This window comes from Pseudomonas sp. J452 (genome assembly GCF_024666525.1).
Lineage (GTDB): Bacteria > Pseudomonadota > Gammaproteobacteria > Pseudomonadales > Pseudomonadaceae > Aquipseudomonas.
In genome coordinates, this window is sequence record NZ_CP088294.1 from 4,683,245 (window position 1) to 4,703,563 (window position 20,319).

The window sequence follows — 20,319 nt, forward strand, 5'->3', positions numbered from 1 at the left end:
CGGGTGAAGCCCCTCTCCCCAGCCCTCTCCCGTAAAGGTAGAGGGGGTCAACCAGCCACTACGTACACCAACGCTTATCGCGCGGCGCCTGGCAGCGTCACGGAATCCACGACCACAGCTCGACATCGATAAAGCGGAAGATCGCCCGGGTAAAGGCCTTCCATACCGGCAACTCCTCACTGCCGACCTTGGCGTAGCCGGTCATGCCGGACTTCAGCTCGCCCTTGGGATTCTCGATCACGGTCAGCACCTTGACGTACTTGCCGCCGGTCTTCTCGATCACGTTGGCGTCGATCTGCGTGACCTTGCCGTCGAAATAGCGATCGGAATAGGCCAGCGGCTTGACCTTGAGCATCGCGCCTTCCTGCACGTAGCCGATCTCGGTTTCCGGCACCTCGATCTCGGCAAACACCTGCTCGGACTTCTCGATCACCGCGAAGGTCTCGCCGGGGCCGAGGTACTTGCCGGTCTTCTGCTTGAGCAGCAGGGTAATCAGCTTGCCGGACATCGGTGCGCGCAGTTGCGAGCGCTCGATCTTCGCCTGGTACATCTCGCGCTCGCTGCGCCAGCGCTGCACCTGGGCCTCGGCGGCGGCAATCGAGTCTGGCGTGGCGCCGGTCTTGACCAGGGCCAGGTTGGCCTCGGAGACGCGGATCGCCATCATGTCCACTTCGTACTGGCGCTGCGCCTGCTCGGCCTGCTGCGCGGACACTCCGCCCTTGGCCAGCAGGGTGGCGTGGCGCTTGTGATTGGACAGGCTGAACTGCGCCTGGGTCCGCGCCATCTGCAAGCTCTGCTCGGCGACGGCCACTTCCTCGGCACGCGGGCGCGCCTTCAGTTCGGCGACCATGGCCTGTTCTTCGGCAATCCGCGCCTCGGCAATGCGCATCTGGCTTTCATAGTCGCCGGTGGCCAGACGGGCCAGCACCTGGCCGGCCTGGACTTCCTCACCGCCGTTGAACAGCACTTCAGTGACGATGCCATCGATGTCGGTGGCGACCTGCTGCTGCTCCACCGGCAGGATCACGAAGGAGCCGCCCGGTTCGTAGGGATAGGGCAGGAACAGACAAATCAGCAGCGACAGCAGCAACATCCGGCGGGTGTAGCGCACCAGCTTGTTAGCCGGCTTGAGGTTGATCTTGTTCTCCACGTCTTCCGGCAGGCGGCGGCGCTTCCAGCGCTCGTACTGCAGGGCACGCTCGTACATGGCGTTGGCCGAGCTGAACTTGCGGTAGGTCAGCACGCTCAGGTAGCCAACCAGCAGCACGCAGACCAGCACCCCGGTGCCATTGAAATTCAGCTTCATCCAGCTGCCAACCATCAGCAGGGCCACCACGAACAGCAGGGTGGAATAGAGCAGCGAGGCCAGGCCGTAAGCCATCAGCGCGGTGTCGTTGGCCTCGCGGTAGGCATTGCCCTTGATCCGCCCGAACAGCGCCTTGAACGCCTTGCCGCGCAGTTGCGGCTCGTCCAGCAGCACGGCGATCAGGTGGTAACCACTGCTTTTCGACAGCGGGTTGAGGGTCAACAGCAGGGCCACCGCACTGACCACCGCCAGCGCCAGGCCGATGGTTGGCAACGAGCCCGTGGAAGAGCGGGTCAGGTACCAGATGAAAGTGCCGAGGCTGAACAGGGTCGCGCGCATCAGCACCGGGCCGGCATGCAGCCACAGGCGCTCGCGCCGCGTCAGGCCGATCAGGTTGCTGATCTTCGGCATGAAGCGTGGCAGGAAGCCGAGCATCAGCGCCACGGACAGACTGTTGACCGTGCCGCGGTACTTCTGCGCGGTCAGGGCCAGGGTCAGGGTACACAGCAGGTTGACGGTGAACAGACTGAACAGCAGTTGGGCGATCGGCCCCAAGCCGGAGAGCCTGGTGAGCGCATCGCTCTGCACCAGGCTGAAGTTGCTGATGACGATGCCCAGGGCCATCACCAGCAGCAGCGGCAGGACGAAGACCATGTACTTCAGCGGCTCGACCCACTCCAGCAGCGTCTTGAGCATGGCGCGCGGATTGAACAGGTGGAACACCGGGATCTGCAGGGTGTCATCCATGCCGGCGAAGCCGCGCACACCGGCCTGCAGCTTGTCGGCATCGCCCCCCCTTGCCATCATTCGAGGCGCCCGCCCGTGCGGCGGGCGCGGGTGCGGCAACCGCTGCCTTGGCCGCGTGCGAGGCCCCCGGCGCCTGGGTCTTGTCGCGGAACTTGGCGACTTTCTCCTCGAGCAGGCGCTGCAGGTCGGCCTGCAGCCGCTCGCGGTAGGGCTCGATCAGCGGATGAGAGGCCGCCGCCAGCCCCAGCAGACGCTGGTCGACCAGGTTGACCAGCAGCGCTTGCAGGTCATCGCGGCTGAACGGCTTGGAGAAGCGCCGCTCGTAGCTGGCCGCCAAGGCGTCGAATTCCTCGTCGACCTGGAGCATCTCGAGAACGAAGAACTGCCGGGTCTCGAACTCCCAGTGCAGCTCGCTGGCCGGGTCGCGCACCACATACAACGGCTCGTGCTTGCCGTTGCGCAGGTACACCGTAAGGCCCTTGCGCAGCAGCTGCGGCGTGGCGATCTTGCGCGCGTCGCCGAGGTCGGATTGTTGCTTGGCCGAAATAGTGCCATTCATAGCGCAGGGCTTCCTTTTGACCGATCACGGATCCCGGCGCTGGGCGCGGCGGAGGTCATGGCTTTGCGCGGGGCGAAGAACACTTCGCAGCCGCCGCGCGGGTTGTCGATATAACGGTCGCCACCCAGTGGCCAGACTTTCGGGCCGAACGGGTTGGCAGCGCCAAGGAACAGGCCGTAGGGCGAGGAAACGATGGTGCGCATGCCGATGTTGTAGGGGTTGCCCATGCCATCGTTGGTCACCGGCACCCAGTTCTCGCCGTCGTAGCTGCGGTACAGGTCGAAGCCCGACTGGCGATTGAAGATGAACTCCTCGCCGACGCTGTTGACGATATTGAGGAACGGCGCCGGCCAGCTTTCGCGCCGCGCGTAGCCGAGCAGGCCACTCCAGTCGAAGGTCGACAAGTACAGCCAGCCCTCGTGCTCGGCCATACGCCAGAAGTAGCCGTTGAAGAAGTTGTCGAAGCCGGGCATATAGCCGGACAGCGGTTCCTTCCAGCCGTCGCTGGTCATCCGCGCGTCGCCGACCAGCAGGTCCCAGCTGTTGTCCGGGTGGATGCGGATCAGCTCCGGCGCAGCCGGGCCGACCCCGTTCTGCCGGTCGATACCGCCGCCCTGGATCGCACTGCCGACATACAGTGCGCCCTTGAACGCGTACATGCTCAGCACCGACTGGTTGAGCGGGCCGCGGTCGGCGCCGTCGGCTATCACTCGCTCCCAGTGGTAAGGCTTGCTCTCGCAGGTACTGCGCCAGACCTGGAAGCCCTTGAGGTTGAAGGTACCGACGTACAGGTGATCATTGAAGGCGCACATCTCGAAGATGGTCTTGTTGCCATCGTCGCCGAAGCCGAAGTCGCTCGCTGCCTGCCACTGACCATCCTCCGGCGCCTCGCTCTCATAGACGATGGAGTGCGAGGAGACGTTGGGGTTGCCACCGCGCGAGCCGGCCGGCGTGGTGTACATACGACCCTTGAAGGCCACCATGGTACGGATGGTGGTCACCGGCAGGCCCATCAGGCCCGGTTCGCAGGTCGGCGTGAAGTTCAGTCCGTCTTCCGTGCGCAGCAGCAGCGGGCCGGGGCCCTTGGCCGGCGACCAGGTACTGACGAACAGGCCCGGCGGCCGGCCCTTGCTGCCCGGGTATACGCACATGCCGCGAAAGCCCAGCTCACGGGGAATCTTCGAACCGTCGCTGCCGATGATGGTCGGCGCCTTGAACACCCGTTTCCATTCGTCCTTGCGCGGGTTGTAGCGCCAGATCTCGGCGTGCAGGTCGAGGTCGAAGGGGTTGGCCGGACACTCCACCGGCCAGGGATCCATGCTGATCGGCAGGCGCGCCTTCATCAGCGGGAAGTTGCCGCGGGTGGTGCCGATATACAGGTAATCGTTGAACCAGGCCATGGCATGGGCGTAGGCATTGACCCCGTCGCCGAAGCCGTTGCGGGCAATCAGCTGGAAATCGTCCTCACTGAGACCGGCTGGCACCCGCACCTTGCTCGGCAGGTTGAACATCGAGCCAGCCTGGACCTTGCGCGCCAGCACCTCGGCGATGAAGGCATTGAGGTGGTCGAGGGCATCGTCGAAGGCGGGGAATGGCCCCTGCTCCTTGCCCTCGCGGGTGGCATAGAACCACTGCTCCTCACGGTTGTAGATGCGGTCACTGCGGAAGAATGGCTTGGCGTCATCGTCCTCGGCACGGCCCTCGCGCTTACTGCTGACGCGACGCAGGAAGAACTCGAAAGAGCGGATCAGCTTCTGCGGCCGTGACGCCGGAAAAAAATGCCCGGCACCACGCACCAGGCGAAAATCCGCCCGCGGCCAGACGCTAAGCAACAGCTCGCCGGTGGTCACCGCCTGGGAGCGCTCGCCGTAGATGGCCAGCAGCGGGAAATGCAGCTGGTGCAGGCGCTCCACCACCAGACCGTCGTCGCCCATCAATTCATCCTGGGCAGAGGTGGTTTCCAGCAGTTTCACCCACTGGTCGGCGGTGCGTTTTCCGGAGCTGCCCATCAGCGGGTTGATCAGTTCGCGCAGGGCCTCCGGCAGCTCGCGCTGGTTCAGCTGCAGGGTCGCCGCCTCCTTGAGCAGGCGGTAACCGAAATAGGGTTCGCGGGTATTCAGCGGTATTCCGTTGTCGTCGAGGATGCGCTGGATATGCTCGGCATAGCGCCAGTCGCTGCCCACATTGCGAATGGCGGCGATGTGGGTGTCGGCGATGGTCAGGCTGAGAAAGCGTTGCGGCTGCTCGCAGGCCAGGTTCAGCGCGATGGTGCCGCCAAAACTGTGGGCGATGAAGTGCGCCCGTTCGATGCCCAGGTGTTCCAGCAGCAGGCGCAGGTCCTCGGCCTGTTCGGCCGGGGTGTAGCCCGTTGCGCTCATGCTGGAACGGCCGTGGCCGCGCAGGTCATACATGGTCACCCGGTAGTTGCGGGCCAGCGCATGGCCGACCTGCATGTACCAGAAGGCCAAATTGGCGGCGAGGCCGTGGATCAGCACCACATCCTCGACCTTGCCGCCTTCACGCTCGCATGCCAGCTGCTGGTAGTGCAGCTTGATGCCATTGACCTCCGCCATCGCCATAGCGTTATTCCATGTACCCGAGCATCTGCAACTGGGCCATGATCTTTTCCTTCTCGTCGTCGGCCATGTCTTCGGCGTTTTCGTCCTTGTTCACCCCGCGGGTCGACTCGCCGATACGGATCGGGTTCTGGTTCAGCCAGGGCTTGATGAACATGTCGGCCGGCACCTTGCCCTCGAAGTCGCCGGGCACTTCCAGGCCCTGGCTGTAGAGCAGGGTCGCGCCGACGTCGCAGATGTGCCGACGGTCGATCTTCACACCCTTGCGGATGCCTGGGCCGCAGGCGATGAAGATGCCATCCGGGTGGTGGGTACCGGCCGGTTCTTCACGCGGCTCTACGATCGGCAGCTTGTTCTTGATCGAGACGAAGCCGAAGTCGCGCAGCACCAGCAGCAGGTCCGGCGCGTCCATCATCGCCGGGCCGGCGAAGACTTCTTCGCGCAGGTGGATTTCGCTGACGATGCTTTCGCCTGTAACCGGATCCTTGAGCGCCTTGATGTCGAGGATCAGTTGTTCACGGAACGCCTCGTAGTCTTCCGGCTTGATCCCGGTCTCGCCCGGATTGCGCGCCACGCGGATATTGATGCCGTTGCTCGACGGCGTGCGGCAGTAGGCGGTGGTCTTGGTCCAGTCGAGGTTGGCGAACATGCTGTCCTCACGACGCTTGGCGGCCTCGGAGTCCGGATCGAGCACTTCCTTCCAGTGCAGGTAGCCCTTCTCGAACAGCCAGGCATTGATCCGCACCACTTCGGTGGTGGCGGTGAAACCGTGGTCGGAGGCCATGAACACCTGCACATCCGGGCCGGCCATGGTCACCAGCTCTTCGATGAAACCATCGAGTTGGCGGAAATAGTCCAGGCACAGGGCGCGCATGCGCTTGTGGTAGTCGCTGACGCCGTCGTGCTGCAGGGCCGGGTCGAGGAACAGCCAGGCCTGGTGCTGCAGCTTGTCGACGCCGTCGAACATCACGGCCATCAGCTCCGGGGCTTCTTCCTTGAGCAGGAACTTGGCGATCTCGAACCACTGCTTTTCGCGCGGCAGGTGGTAACGCACCCAGTTCTCGCGGTCTTCGTCGGTCAGGTGGTCGACTGCCTGCTTCTCCTGCTCGAAGTCCCAGGCCAGCTCCTTGGGATTGAAGTCCGGCAGCTCTTCCTTGAGGCGATCATAGAAGTTGGCCGGCACGGTGTTGCGGCGCAGGTGTCGCCACGGGATGAAGCCCGGCACCATGAAACCATTGAGGTCCTTGGGTGGCGGCGCGGTGAATGGCAGGTTGAGCACCGCGACACGGCGTTCCTGACGGCTGGCGATCGACCAGATGGTTTCCGCCAGGTTGTCGCGCGAATCATAGAGGGTGAAGAACACGTCTTCGCCACGTTCCTCGGCGCGGATGAAATCCAGCAGGCCGTGGTTGCCCGGGCTGCGCCCGGTCATCAGCGAAACCCAGGCCGGCGGAGTCAGCGGGTTGGGGGTGGAGCGCAGCTCGCTGCGCGTGCCGCGGGCCATCAGGCCGCCGAGGAACGGCATGACCGCAGGACGCCCGTCCTTCTCTACCGTGAGGTCGTCGAGGATGGTGAAGGTGCACCCATCCATCCCGATGAACAATGTACGTGTGGTCATGCCGGCACTCCTGTGAGTTTTGCGTGAACGAAGTCGATCACCTGGCCAATGGAAAGATCATCGACGTAACTGCCGTCGTTCATCAGCAGGTCCTGGAAGCCCATTTTCGGGCGGTTGTAGTGCTCTTCGATGGCCACCATCAGCTGAATGATGTCGACCGAGGCGAACTCCATGTCGGCAACCAGACGGGTCTGGCTGCTGACAGCCTCATCCAGCTCGATGCCCCAGTCCTGGGTCAGGTCCTCGACGATGTGGATCAGGGTCTTCTCGATACTGCTTTTATCCAGACCCATTGCGACAGCTTCAGCCATTGGTTACTCCAAATTCCTGATAATCCAACTCGGCCCCGGCCAGGGCGATCAGCAGATCGCCTTGCACTTCCAGGGCCACACTTATTTGTGCGGACGCCTGCTCGGCAGACCCCGCGACATTCACCGTGGCGAACGTCCAGTCGTCGCCGAACAGCACCTCGAAACGCTCCGGCGCGCCCTGCAGGCCACAACCCAGGTACTTGGCGGCGGCTTCCTTGGCGCACCAGGTGCGCAGGATCAGCTCGCCGCGCTGTTCACCCGGTACGCCATCCAACGCCTGCTGCTCGTAAGCGGTAAAGGAGCCGGCCACCAGCTCCGGCCGTTGCAGACGGTCCAGCCGTTCGGCATCCACACCGACGCGTCCGGCCGGCACCAGCGCCGCCAGGCAGCCGTGACGGTCATGGGTCAGCGACACGCTCGGTGCATCCAGCCACTGACCGCTCCACCAGCCGTCGACATAGGGCGCGCCGAGCTCGTCGTGCCACACCGAGATATCCGCCGGGCAGAGCAGCTCGCCGGTCTGCTGGTAGAGGTAGTAACGCGTCGCTTCCTTCAGGCACAGGCGGCCGTGCAGCCACTCGCGAGCCTGGCGCGTGTGGCGCACGGTTTCCCATTCGGGACGCTCATCCTCGGCGAGGATGGCGTGGGCGAGGATGCGCAGGAAGATCGCTGCCGACTGCTTGCAGAAGTCATCCGCCAGGTAGTTGAGCTGCCACAGCAGCACCTCTTCGGCACTGACCAGGGTCGCCGCGCCACTCGCCAGCGGCGCGCCGAGCCAACCGTTCATGGGCTCGCGGCGCAGCTGGTAGAAGGCGTTGGGCACCGGGAAGAAGATGTTGGAGAAACCGCTGGCCCGCAGCAGCAGGCGCCCCTCGTGCAGGCAGTCGAAATCCCACACCCGTGGCGTGCCCAGGCCCTGCTCGGCACCGCCCTGCGGCTGCTGGCGACCGCGCAGCTGGGCGCCGGCGATGTCCGCCGGCACCTGGCCATGCAGTTCAATGCGGGCGATGTGCGAGGGGAAACTGTTGAAGTCGGTGCCAACCTGCTGTGCCAGCCAGAAGGCGGCGAGCTGACCGAGGGCATCCAGCAGCACCGGGTTGAGCACCAGGTCGCAGGGCTCGCCGTCCTGGATGAAGCCTTCCAGGCTGCAGGAAGCCAGCGCCGCGTCGATGCCTTCGCCCGACCAGCCGTGGATGCCGGCGATGCTCTGGAACAACGGGCCATGGAACATGCCGGTGGTGTACAGCTCGGCATCCGCCCAGCGGTAGGCGTCGGCCGCCGCCAAGGGCGCCAGCGGCGTGCCGGTCAGGGGCGCGGCAATCCGGAACTCGGCGCTCATCACCTTGCTGCCGGCGTTGAACAGGCTGGCGCCGTACAGGCGCGCCTGGGCGTCCAGGCACTCGGCCTCGACCTGCAGGGTCAGCTCGCCACGATCCAGCGCCACCCAGTCGAAGGCACGGACATTCTCGATCAGGTTGATCGCCCGGCTACCGGCCAGCACGGCGCAGGCCTCGGCCATGATCTCCAGGCTGGCCATCATCGCCACGCAGGCCAGGCCTTGCAGCTCGGGCTGGTGATAGGAGGACGGACCCGACAGCACATGGTCGGCGAGGAAACGGTCGGTCGACCACAGCGGGCATTGCGCACTAAGTTTGTCCGCGCCCAGTTGCTGGATCTCGCCGAGCAGCGGCGTAGCGATCGGCGCCCCCGCCATGGCTACAGGCGCCATAGCGGGCTGAGCTGCTGCGGGTGGCATGATTTCGCGCAGCAGCTGGGCGATCTCGGCATCGACATGGACGAAAGGCATGGTGTTCTTGATCAGCAGACCGCGCTTGGCTTCGATCAGCGGCTGCTCGAGGTCGAGCACCCGGCAGTTGCTGCCGCGGAACAGCTTGCCCAGATCGACCGTCTTGCCGTTGACGAACAGCGCGCCGAGCACACTGAACAACTGCTCGATGCCGCTGCGCTTGCGCGCGTTGGAGGCCAGCGCCACGTACTCGCTGCCGCCGAGGATGTCGTTGACGAAACCGGTGAGGTTGCCCGACGGGCCGACCTCGATGAAGTAGCGCACGCCGTCGCGGTGCATGTTGGCGATGGTTTCGCGAAAACGCACGGTACTCGACCACTGCGCCGCCGCCAGCTCGCAGACCTGCTCGGCCGCTGCCGGAAACAGGTCGGCGCTGGCGCAGGAATACAGCGGGGTTTTCGGCGTCTGCAGGCCAACCGCCTGGTAGTACTGGAGGAAGGCCGCGCTGACCGGGGCGAACAGCGGCGTGTGATAGGCACGATCGAATGGCAGCAGGGCGCAGATGCCGCCCTCCTCGCTCAAGGTCTTGAGCAGGCCGGCAATCGTTTCCTGGCTGCCGAACAGCACCAGCTGGTTCTGGCAATTGTCCATCGCCACCACCACCGCCTCGCCGCTGGCGGCAATGTGCTGCTCGACCTGCGCGCGGCTCATGGCACCGACGGTGAGCAGCGCGCCGGTGGCGATATCGCCAGCCTCCAGCACGCCACGGTAGACCTTGTTCAGCTCGCGGATGAAATCGGCCAACTGCTGGCGGTCGCTGAAAGCCATGGTGCCGGAGGCGGCCAGCGCCGAGGACTCGCCGGTGCTGTGGCCGAGCATCACGTCCGGCTCCACGGCCAGGGCACGCAGCAGGCTGAACATGGCCTGGCTGGCGACGAAGATGGCTTCCGAGCCGACATCCATATCAAACAGCCGCGCCTCCAGCTGGCCGCGCAGCGCATCGTTCAGCTCGCTCTGCGGCGGGAACAGGATGTCGCTGCGCCCCGAGCCGGCCTGTTCGTCGTAGAGGCCCTGCCAGAAATCGAACCACTCGCGCACTTCGCCGAACTGCTGGGCCAGGTCGCTGAACATGTTCAGGTACTGCGAGCCCTCGCCGGGGAAGATGAAGGCCAGCTTGCCGTCCAGCGGCTGGCTGCAGAAGGACAGACCGGTACGGGTCATCCAGCGCGGCGACTTGCCTTCGGCAACCTTCTTCGCCGCCTGTTGCAGCTTCTTGTCCAGCTCGGCCAGGTCGGCGACCAGCACGGCCAGGCGCACCGGCTTGCCACTGCAGTCGCGGGCGGCCAGGGTGGCGGCCAGGTCGGCCAGGCGCAGGCTCGGGTTGCCGGCGATATAGCCCAGCACCTGCTGGATATCCTGCAGCAGCGCCGCCGTGGAATCGGCGGCGAACACGCACAGTTCGCAGTCGCGCTGACCCAGGCTCGGTGGGCGCAGGGCCGCGCTCGGCGCCTCTTCGAGAATGGCGTGGGTGTTGATCCCGCCGAAGCCGAAGGAGTTGATCCCGGCGCGCCGCGGCGCATCCGGCTTGGCGATCCAAGGTTTGCTGGCGGTGTTGACGTAGAGCGGCGTCTGCTCGATCTGCAGCTCGGGGTTGACCGTGCCACACAGGGTCGGCGGCAGGATCTTGTGGTGCAGGGCCAGGCTGGTCTTGATCAGCCCGGCGATGCCGGCGGCCGGGATGCAGTGGCTGATCATCGACTTGACCGAACCGATCGCCACGCTGCCGAGCAGGCCCTGGCGCGCGCCGAGCACGCTGCGCAGGGCGGCGATCTCGGTCTTGTCGCCCAGCGGGATGCCGGTGCCGTGGGCCTCGATCAGCGAGATGCTGGCCGGTTCCACGCCGCTGCCTTCATAGGCACGGCGGATCGACAGGGCTTCGCCCTCCTCGCTCGGCGCCAGCAGGCCGGTGCCGCGGCCATCGCTGGCCTGGCCGATGCCACGAATCACCGAATAGATGCGGTCGCCATCGGCCAGGGCGTCGTCGAGGCGCTTGAGCACCACCATGCCCAGGCCTTCGCCGAGCAAGGTGCCGTCGCTGCCCTGCTCGAACGGGCGGACTTTCTTGCGCCCGCTGAGGGCGCCGAGCTGGGTGAAGATCACCGAGACTTCGGCCGGCAGCGAGGCATTCACCCCACCGGCGATCATCAGCTTGCTGCGGCCGTTGCGCAGTTCGTCCATGGCCGCGTTGACCGCCAGCAGCGAGGAGGAACAGGCGGCGTCGACTATGTAGTTCGGCCCCTTGAGGTTGAGGCGGTTGGCGATGCGCCCGGTCATCACGTTGGGCACCAGGCCCGGGGCGATGTCGGTGTTGGACGGCGGCAGCTTCTTCTGCAGCGCCGCGCGCAGGCGCGCCAGGTCGTCGTCGCTCAGGCTCGGCTGGGCCGCCTTGAGCAGCTCCAGGGTCTGGTCGAGGACGATGTGATTCTGGATATGGCTGACCTGGCCACGATGCAGGTAGGTGCTGTGGCCGAGGATGATGCCGGTGTCGCGGTGATCGTGTTCGTCACTCAGGTATCCGGCATCGAGCAGCGCATCGCGCGCCACCTTGAGGGCGAGGAACTGATCCGGCTCACCGCCGTCCACCGAGTTTGGCATGATGCCGAACTCGCGCGGATCGAAGCGGTAGAGGTCATTGAGAAAGCCGCCAAACTGGGTTTCGATGCGTCCGGAATCCAGGTAACGCGCGGCTTCCCACTCGGCCAGCGGTTCGCTCACGGCATCCGTGGCGGCGAGAATATTGCGCCAAAAGCTGGCGATATCCGGGGCCTGCGGAAAGATGCAGGCCATGCCGATGATGGCGATCGGCTGGTTGGCTGGCTGGCTCATGCGGCTCACTCGGTTTCCTTGCGCAGGTGGGTGCCACCGAGGCGATTGAGGCGGGCATCGACGATGCACTCCATCTCCTCGATCAGCAGCAGCAACTTGCCGTCGTCATCGCTGAAAAACACGTTGGCGCGCACCTGCTGGGCCTCGCCGGGCAGGCACTGGAAGTCCATGTGGAAACGCTCCGGCAACTGCTCGACGTAGCGGATCACCCGACCGAACTGCGCCGGCAGCGCCGAGCCGTCGTGGAAGGTGCGCGCCCACAGCAGGGCCATCTGCGGCGCCGCATCGAGCACCGCCGGGTCGACGATCCACTGCTGCTGGGCCGGCATGCCGCTCAGCCACTGTTGCGGCGAGCTGGGGCACATCAGCGCCGTTGCGCCCTGGCTGGACAGACCGTTGATGGCGCGGATCACCTGGAAGCGCGGACCGTGGAACAGCCATTCCTGGTAGGCCTTGGCCACCGGCAGCTGACGCTCACGGTATTCGCCGGGACGATGCAGCGGCGCTTCCGGCAGTTGCTGGGCCATCTTCACCGCGGCGCGGTAGTGGATGCGCTGGGTCTTGCCGCTGCCCGAGCGGATGGTCAGGCTGGCGTCGAAACCTTCGCTGCTGGCGTAGGTCGGCGGGTTGATCACCACGGCCAGGGTCTGGGTCGGTTCGTTCAGTTGCACGCCCTTGAGCAGGCGGAACTCGGCCACCTCGGCGACCACCCAGTCCGGCCACATGACGCTGGCGGCTTCGGCGACGATTTCCAGGGCCACTGCCGCCGGCAACACCGGAATACCATCGATGCAGTGTTCCTGCAGATAGGCGTGGGCGGTGTCGATGGTGAAGGTGAGCACCTCGGTGCCCTTGTCACCATGTTCGATGCGGCCGTGGGTCAGCAGCGGCTGGTTGATACCCCCCTGTGCCGCGCCAGCTTCGGCCTCGACCAGGCGGCCGATGTCGGCCTCGTGCTGCTCCCAGGGGCCGCCGCCGGCGATCACTTCCACCGCATGCGCGCCGCGCAGGCGCAGGGCCTCGCTGAACAGCTGGCGACCCTGGGCGGCAGTGACCAGGGCCACGCCCTTGTCGGCAAATTTCTTCTCGGTGTCGGCGGTGACCATGCCGGCGCCGAACTTGGTCGCACCCCAGGGGCCCCAGTTCAGCGACACCACGTTGACCTGATCGCCCCACTGGCGTTGCAGCTGGCAGCACAGGCGGTTCATCAGTTCGTTGGCGGTGGCGTAGTCCAGTTGGCCGCTGTTGCCATAACGGCCGGCCACCGAGCTGAACACGGCGAAAAATTCCAGCTCGGCCACGTCCACATACTTCTGCAGCAGCAGCATGCCGTTGACCTTGGTGCCGACCACGCGCATCCAGCTTTCCGCGCTCTTGTCTTCCAGCAGTTTGTCTTCGATCACCCCGGCGCCATGCACCACGCCGCTGATCTTGCCATAGCGCTCGCGCAGGCCGATCAACAGGGCCTGCACGGCCGGCTCATGGGTGACATCGACGGCGATGTACTCGACCGTGGCACCAGCCTGGCGCAGGTCGGCGACATTGCTGTGCATCTCGCGCAGGGCGACGATAGCCGCCACCTTGCGCTGCACCTCCGCCGGGCTGAGCCGCAGGCGACCGGCACGCACTTCACCGATGAAGTACTGGCGCAGGGCGTTCTGGCTGTCGAGGCCGGAGGTGGCCGGATCTTCCTCGTGCAACTCGCTGCGCCCGGTGAGAACCAGCACATTGCCCGGCCGGGCCAGGTCGCGCAGCACCTCGGCGGTGATGCCGCGGGCGCCGCCAGTGGCCAGGACCACGGCATTGTTCAGCGGCGGCTGCAGATCGCTGGCGGCAATTGCATGGGCCTGGGTGCGGAACAGCGTGCGCTGCCCAGCCGGATAGCCGACTTCCTGGCGCCCGCCGACCAGCTGCAGCTCGGCGCTGATGATGGCCAGCTGCTCGGCAGCCGCCAGCGCCGGATCGAGGTCGATGGCGCGGGTACGCAGAGTCGGGCGTTCTTCACGGATGGACTTGATCAAGCCGCTGCTGCCGCCCTGCAAGCTGAGGCTGGCCTCTGCCGGCGCATCACCGCGGCCGAACAGGCCTCCCAGACCACTGACCGCCATCACATGGGCATCGCTGCGCAGCTGCGCGGCCAGGGCATGCAGAATCAGGAACAGCGACTTCTCGTTGACCAGCAGCTCTCGCTGCCAGCTGCCCAGCTGCGCATCGCGCGGCAAAGCATGGGCGCCCAGCGCCGCCAGGTGGATCACCCCGGCGACCACCTTGTCCGGATTGGCGGCGGTCTCCCGGCACCAGGTCAGCAGCGCTGCCTCATCGGCCAGCAGGCTCGGTGCCAGCAACGACACCGTGCAGCCGCGCTGTTCCAGCCACTCCTGCAGTCGCAGGGCCAGACCGTGGTTGTCCGCCGTGATGACGAAGTAACCGGGCTCGAACTGGCGCAGGGCGTTGGACGGAATTTCTTCTGCTTCGGCAATCACGACATGCCGGGGCGAATGGCTGACCACGGGGGTGGCAGCTATCGGGTTCGCCCCGGCCAAATCAAAAGGGACTGCCGCCTCGCCGACCTCCAGGCCTTGCAGCAACTTGAGCATGTCAGCCAGCGTCGCTCGCGTGTTCAGCTCGCTACGCGCCTCGCCCAGGGCACTGCCGTAGGCCGGCGGCAGGGTCTGCAGCAGGGCGCCGACGATTTCCACGCGCTTGATCGAGTCGATGCCGAGGTCGGCTTCGAGGTTCTGATCCAGGCCGACCATGTCGCTCGGATAGCCGGTGCGTTCCTCGACGATGGACAGCAGGATGTCCTTCATCTTGGCGCCTGCCACCTGCGCCGGCGCGGCGGCTGGCGCCGCTGCAACGGGAGCCGGAGCCGGCGCCACCACGACCGGTGCCACAGCAACCGGGGCAGGAGCAGCAACCACGGGGGCAGCAACCGGCATCGCCACAAGAGCCGGTGCAGCCGCGACACGCGCCGGAGCCACAGCAGCTGCCGGGCGACGCGCCGGAGCCGCCGCTGCCGGCATGGCACGCGGCTGGCTGGCCACGGCACCACCGGCCATGAAGGTGTTGAGCACTCGTTCCTGGGTTTCCAGGAACTGGCGCATGGTGGCGAAATACTCCGCCATCACCGATGACATTTCGTCACCGTTGGGAGCCGTTGTTTCAGACATGACCAGCCTCTCCTTGACTCGGGGTGCAGCCTGCGCTGCGCGTTGGGGGACGGGAATTGAAAGGGGTTGGGCGACCGGCGCGACCAGGGTGCGCGGCTCGCTGGGTGCTGCAGGCATTACTTCGCCCTGGCGTACGCCGATCTGCCGCTGCGCGGCGCTGGCGCGACGGGCGCCGCTGCCGTTGAGCAGCCAGGCCTGCTTGGGCAGGCTGGCGTCCTGCCACAGGCCGTCGAGACGACCATTGCTGCTGCGCAGGCAATCGCGGCGGGCGAACAGCGCCGTCGGCTGGAAGCTGACACCCAGGCAGAACAACCGGGCCAAGGCGGTCAACAGGCTGGTGATGCCCGCGCCACGCTCATCCAGGGCGATGGCCTGGTGCGCGCGGCCATCGAGGATGCGCCCGACCAGTCGACTGAGTACGGCCTTGGGCCCAACCTCGATGAAGACGCGGGCGCCGGCGGCATACATGGCTTCGACCTGGGCGACGAACTCGACCGGCTTGACCAGGTGTTCGGCCATGCTCGCCTTGAGTTGCGCCGTCTCGCTGCTATGCAGCGCGGCCGTGGTGTTGGAGTACACCGGCATGCTGCCTGGCCGCCAGTTGGCCGCCTCGATGGCCGCGGCGAGCAGCGACTGCGCCGGGGCGACGAAAGGCGAATGGAAGGCCGCTGCCACCGGGATGGCGCTGGCATTCAGCCCGGCCGCCTGGAAGGCCTGCAGGGCGCTGGCGATACCGGCCTGGGAGCCAGAAATGATGCTCTGCTCCGGCGCATTGTGGTTGGCCACCAGCACGTCCGGCAGATGGCCGATGCTGGCCTCTACCAGCGCCCGCGGCGCCTGCACCATGGCCATGCTGCCGAGCTCGCTGCCAGCGCTGGCAGCGGCCTCGACGATGAAGCGACCGCGCGCCTCGGACAGGCTGATCAGGGTGGGCAAATCGATGTGCCCGGCGGCGAACAGGGCGACGAACTCGCCATAGCTGTGCCCGGCGGCCATGTCGGCGCTGACGCCCAGTTCCTGCAGCAGACGCCACAGACCGGCCTCGACCACGCCGAGGGCCGGCTGGGCGATATCGGTGCTGGTCAGCGCCGCACTGGCAGCCTGGCGCGCCGCCTCGTCATAGCAGCTGCGCGGGTAGATGAACTGGCTCAGCGGCTTGTCGGCAAAGCGCTCAGTGGAGTCCTGCAATTGCTGGTCGGCGGCGGCCAGGGTCTCGGCCACGGCCGGGAACAGCACGGCGATTTCGCGCAGCATGTGGATGTTCTGCGACCCCTGGCCGGGGAACAGCACGGCGACCTGACCGGCCTCGACCAGGCTGTCGCCCAGCTGAATGCTCGGGTCGATCAACGCCTCACCGGCCAGACGCCGCTGGGCCTTGTCCAGTTTGTCGGCCAACTGGTCCAAGCTGGCGACCACCAGGGCCAGGCTGTGCGTACCGCTGCCGAGGTTCGCCGCCAGGTGGCAGGCGATATCGGCCAACGCCACCTTGCCCGGCGCCGCCAGTTGCTGCTGCAGCGCGCTGACCTGAGTCTGCAGCTGTTCGCGGCTGGCGGCGCGCCACAGCAGCAACTCGGCCGCCCAGGCGTCGCTGACGCTGGGCTGCAGCCAGGGGCGGTATTCGCCCGCGTACTCTTCCAGCACCGCGTGGAAGTTGGTGCCACCAAAACCGAAGGCACTGACCGCGGCGCGGCGCGGCTGCTCGCCATTGACCAACCAGGGCTGCGCCTCGTCCAGCACGCAGAGCGGGCTGTCGGCCGCCTTCAATACCGCGTTCGGCGATTGCACGCCGAGGTGCGGCGGCAGGGTCTTGTGATGCAGGGCCAGGGCCGCCTTGATCATCCCGGCCACGCCGGCGGTGGCCTTGGTGTGACCGATCATGGTCTTCACCGAGCCGACCACGGCTTGCGCCGGACGGCTGCCGGCTTCGCGCAACAGCGAAGTGGTGCTGTCCAGTTCGGCGGTGTCGCCGGCCACGGTGCCGGTGCCGTGGGCCTCGAACAGGCCGACGCTTTCCGGGCCGAAACCGGCCTGCTGGTAGGCCCGGCGCATGGCGCGCAACTGCCCGGCAGGCAACGGCGCGGTGAGGCCCTTGGCCTTGCCGTCACTGCTGCCGGCCATGCCCTTGATCACCGCGTAAACGCGGTCGCCGTCGCGCTCGGCATCGCTCAGGCGCTTGAGCGCGAGCATGGCGATGCCTTCGGAAATCACGATGCCGTCGGCCGATTCGTCGAAGGTGCGGCAACGGCCGCGCGGCGACAGGGCCTGAGTCTTGCTGAAACACAGGTAGCCGAACGGGCCCTGCACGGTGTCCACGCCGCCGGCGATAACCAGATCGCTACGGCCGGAGAGCAGTTCGTTGATACCCTGGTAAATCGCCGCCAGGGACGAGGCGCAGGCGGCGTCGGTGGCGAAGTTGACCCCGCCGAAGTCCAGGCGGTTGGCGATACGCCCGGCCATCACGTTAATCAGGATGCCGGCGAAGGTGTCTTCGGTCCATTCCGGCAGGCGCTCGGCGATCGCGCTCGGCAGCTCGCCGGAAAAACGCGGCAGCTCGGAGCGCAGGCCGTACTGCATGCCGACGTCACCGGCGCCACCGCTGGCGCCGATGATCACCGAGGCCTTCTCGCGGTTGAAGCCGCGCTGCTCATAGCCGGCGTCGCTCAAGGTCTGGCGGGCGATATCCAGAGCCATCAGCTGCATCGGGTCGACCGACTCGATGGACTTGGGCGGCATGCCGTAACGGGTCGGATCGAAGACCATGTCGTCGAGGAAGCCGCCCCAGCGCGAGTAGATCTTGTCCGGAGTGCTGCGGTTCTCGTCGAAGTACAGGCGCCAGTCCCAGCGATGGGCCGGGATCTCGGTGATCGCGTCGACCTTGTTGAGGATGTTGTGCCAGTACTCACGCGGGGTCTTCGAGCCCGGCAGCACCGAGCCCATGCCGATGATGGCGATATCCGCCGGATCGCCGCTCAGCGGCGCCAGCTCATCCTGGGCCTGCACATGCGCGTCGAGCAGGGCCAGCGCCTCGTCGGTGACGCTGTGGTGCAGGCTGGCGATATCGGTGACGGCGGCGCGCAGGGTGGCGACCTGGCCGATCATGTACATGCCGTCCGCGACCTGCTCGTCCTCGCTGAAGACCTTGAGCTTGGCCTCTTCGCCAATGCGCATGCTGCCCTTGGAAGCCAGGCGCAGGCGGCCGAGGATCAGGTCGTCGAGCTGCTCACGGGCCTCGTCGGCGGGCACGGCCTGCTGCTTGAGCTCGTTGCGGCGGGCGAAGAACGCGGCGGCGAACGGAGTGTAGGCACAGCGGCTGGCATGTCCGGTGCCGGACTCCAGGTTGACCGTGCGCGCACAGTCGATGGCCTGCTGCTGGAAGGTCTCGACGATGGCGCCGGAGCCGACGATTTCACGGGTGAACAGGTAGGCACTGCCCATCAGCATGCCGACCTTGACGCCCAGCGCCAGCAAGGGCGCGGCCATGGTCTGAACCATGGCAGAGGAACGGGCATCGTGGATGCCACCGGCGAACAGCACCTGGATCTCGGCCGCCGGTACGCCGTTTTTGATCTCGTCGAGCAGGCGATCAATCATGCTGCTCCACAGCACGAAGCTACTCAGCGGGCCGACATGCCCGCCGCACTCGCGGCCCTCGAAGATGAAGCGCCGCGCCCCTTCCTTGAGGAACATCGGGATCAGGTTGGCCGACGGCACATGCAGGAAGGACGGGATGCCCGACTGTTCCAGGCGCACCGCCTGGTCCGGGCGACCGCCGGCGATGATGGCGTAGCTGGGCTGATAGGGCTTGGCGGCGGCAATCTGCTCGTCGAGCAGGCTCTGCGGGGCGAAGCCGAGCAGGCCAATACCCCAGGGTCGGCCGTCGAGGAGTTGGTGGGTCTTGTTCAGCAATTCATCCAGCGGCTTGCCCTTGAGCAGGGCCAGGGCCAGCATCGGCAGCGCCCCGCCGCTGGCGACGGCCTCGGCGAATTCGGCCTTGTCCGAGACCCGACTCATCGGCCCCTGCACCAGCGGCAACGGCAGGCCCAGGGCCTGCGCCAGCGGTGCATCGGCCTGGATCGCCCGGGCTTTCAGAGCAGCCTGCGGGTTGTTCTGCACCGCGTTGTCGATGGCCTGGAGCAGTTGCGCCAGGCTGCCGTACTGCTTCTGCCAGGCAGCCGCGAACGCCACATCCTGGCCCAGCGGCAGCAGCCCGGCGGCTGGATCGCGCCAGCTGATTTCGGCCAGCACCCGCGCGCGCAATTCGGCAGGCGTGAGGCTTTCCGCGGCGGCGACAAAGGCCTTGGCCGTGGCGAAACCGGGACGCAGCAGCACCCGGCAGTAACAGCCGAACTCGCCGTTGCCGGCGGCGACTGTTTCGCTGCCGGACAGGCTGCGCAGATGGGGGAACAGCTCACTGGCGACCGGCGACTCCTGCAGCAGCAGGACCTGACTGTCCAGCACTACGCCGGCACATCCGGCAACGGCGGCGGCAGCAGCGGTATGCGGGGTGATGCCACCGCGCAGGTAGAGCGGCAGGTCGCTGTGTTGACGCCAGTGCTGGGCGAGGATGAAGCAGCTGCTTTCACCAACGAAACCGGCGGCTTCGTGGCCCTTGAGGATCAGGCCGTCGACGGCGGCGAGCAGACTTGGCTCAAGCGCCTCGCTGCTCGACAACTCGAGCAGCACGCGCACACCACGGGCACGCAGGGTTGGCAGGCTATCGCGCCACAGGCTGAACTGCTCGCGACCGACCACCAGCAGGCACAACCCCTTGCCCGCCTGGCTCAGCAGGGCATCGTGCAGCGCGCGATCAAAATCGCCCAGACGCACGCCAAAACCGTGCTGCCCGGCATGCTGGGCGAGCACAGCCAACTGCTCGACGCCCTGCGCCGCACAGCTCGCGAGCTCCAGATCGAGGACGCCAAGCCCCCCAGCCCGGGAGGCAGCGATTGCCAGAGCTGGATGCGCCAAACCGCTGGGAGAAAACACCAACGTCTGAAAGCCAGAAGCGTTTCGAGAGCCATTCATGCATGCAGCCTCATTCCTTAGGCAAACAACCCCGTGTGGCGGATATCCGCACTCACTCGGGGGCCAATTCCAGCTGCAACCACCTGAAGAGCATCCAATGCAAGAAACGGGCAGAAACCCGAAACAGCATGAAGCCCGCGCGTCGCCCTAGAAACGTTCTAACCCACCCCACGCTGCGCAAACGCTCGCCAGAGCCAGCGGCACAACCAAAGCAAAGCCGCATCACATGACAGAAAAGTGACGCAGCAGTGAATTTATGCGGGATTTATTTCACGATCATTTTTTTGTCCGAACCATTGCGGCGCAATCTGCACCGCAAGGAGGCATTTTTTGTAGTGGCTTTTTACCAGCAACCACCTAATAATGTCAAAATT

Annotated in this window: 7 protein-coding genes; all 7 read right to left on the bottom strand. The window is 66.1% G+C overall.

Annotated elements, in window-relative coordinates:
* Positions 1 to 97: 97 nt before the first annotated feature.
* From LRS11_RS21535 to LRS11_RS21565, 7 genes are read right to left on the bottom strand one after another with little or no spacing between them, the layout of a single operon-like run.
* Positions 98 to 2,113: an HlyD family secretion protein gene (locus tag LRS11_RS21535; RefSeq protein ID WP_260494861.1), complete on the bottom strand. Its 2,016-nt coding sequence runs from the start codon at positions 2,111 to 2,113 to the stop codon at positions 98 to 100.
* The gene (locus LRS11_RS21540) at positions 2,046 to 2,612 is read right to left on the bottom strand and encodes a hypothetical protein (RefSeq protein WP_260494862.1); all 567 of its coding nucleotides are present in this window, start codon (positions 2,610 to 2,612) and stop codon (positions 2,046 to 2,048) included. Before LRS11_RS21540 ends, LRS11_RS21535 begins: the two co-directional genes overlap by 68 nt.
* Positions 2,609 to 5,191: an alpha/beta hydrolase gene (locus LRS11_RS21545; protein WP_260494863.1), complete on the bottom strand. Its 2,583-nt coding sequence runs from the start codon at positions 5,189 to 5,191 to the stop codon at positions 2,609 to 2,611. The genes LRS11_RS21540 and LRS11_RS21545 overlap by 4 nt, the downstream gene beginning before the upstream one ends.
* 4 nt (positions 5,192 to 5,195) lie before the next feature.
* Complete coding sequence (locus LRS11_RS21550) at positions 5,196 to 6,806, bottom strand: alkaline phosphatase family protein (RefSeq protein ID WP_260494864.1); 1,611 nt, start codon at positions 6,804 to 6,806, stop codon at positions 5,196 to 5,198.
* A complete protein-coding gene (locus LRS11_RS21555) occupies positions 6,803 to 7,117 on the bottom strand; it encodes a hypothetical protein (protein WP_260494865.1) in 315 nt (104 codons plus the stop codon). Before LRS11_RS21555 ends, LRS11_RS21550 begins: the two co-directional genes overlap by 4 nt.
* The gene (locus LRS11_RS21560; RefSeq protein WP_260494866.1) at positions 7,110 to 11,750 is read right to left on the bottom strand and encodes a type I polyketide synthase; all 4,641 of its coding nucleotides are present in this window, start codon (positions 11,748 to 11,750) and stop codon (positions 7,110 to 7,112) included. Before LRS11_RS21560 ends, LRS11_RS21555 begins: the two co-directional genes overlap by 8 nt.
* 5 nt (positions 11,751 to 11,755) lie before the next feature.
* Positions 11,756 to 19,783 (bottom strand): type I polyketide synthase, encoded by an 8,028-nt coding sequence (locus LRS11_RS21565; RefSeq protein WP_260494867.1) that lies wholly within the window; start codon positions 19,781 to 19,783, stop codon positions 11,756 to 11,758.
* Positions 19,784 to 20,319 lie beyond the last annotated feature (536 nt).

What these genes read in the sequence shown, in the direction of transcription:
- LRS11_RS21555 (WP_260494865.1), bottom strand. Translation starts at nt 7,117, where the DNA reads ATGGCTGAAGCTGTCGCAATGGGTCTGGATAAAAGCAGTATCGAGAAG.
- LRS11_RS21540 (WP_260494862.1), bottom strand. Translation starts at nt 2,612, where the DNA reads ATGAATGGCACTATTTCGGCCAAGCAACAATCCGACCTCGGCGACGCG.
- LRS11_RS21535 (WP_260494861.1), bottom strand. Translation starts at nt 2,113, where the DNA reads ATGATGGCAAGGGGGGGCGATGCCGACAAGCTGCAGGCCGGTGTGCGC.
- LRS11_RS21550 (WP_260494864.1), bottom strand. Translation starts at nt 6,806, where the DNA reads ATGACCACACGTACATTGTTCATCGGGATGGATGGGTGCACCTTCACC.
- LRS11_RS21560 (WP_260494866.1), bottom strand. Translation starts at nt 11,750, where the DNA reads ATGAGCCAGCCAGCCAACCAGCCGATCGCCATCATCGGCATGGCCTGC.
- LRS11_RS21545 (WP_260494863.1), bottom strand. Translation starts at nt 5,191, where the DNA reads ATGGCGATGGCGGAGGTCAATGGCATCAAGCTGCACTACCAGCAGCTG.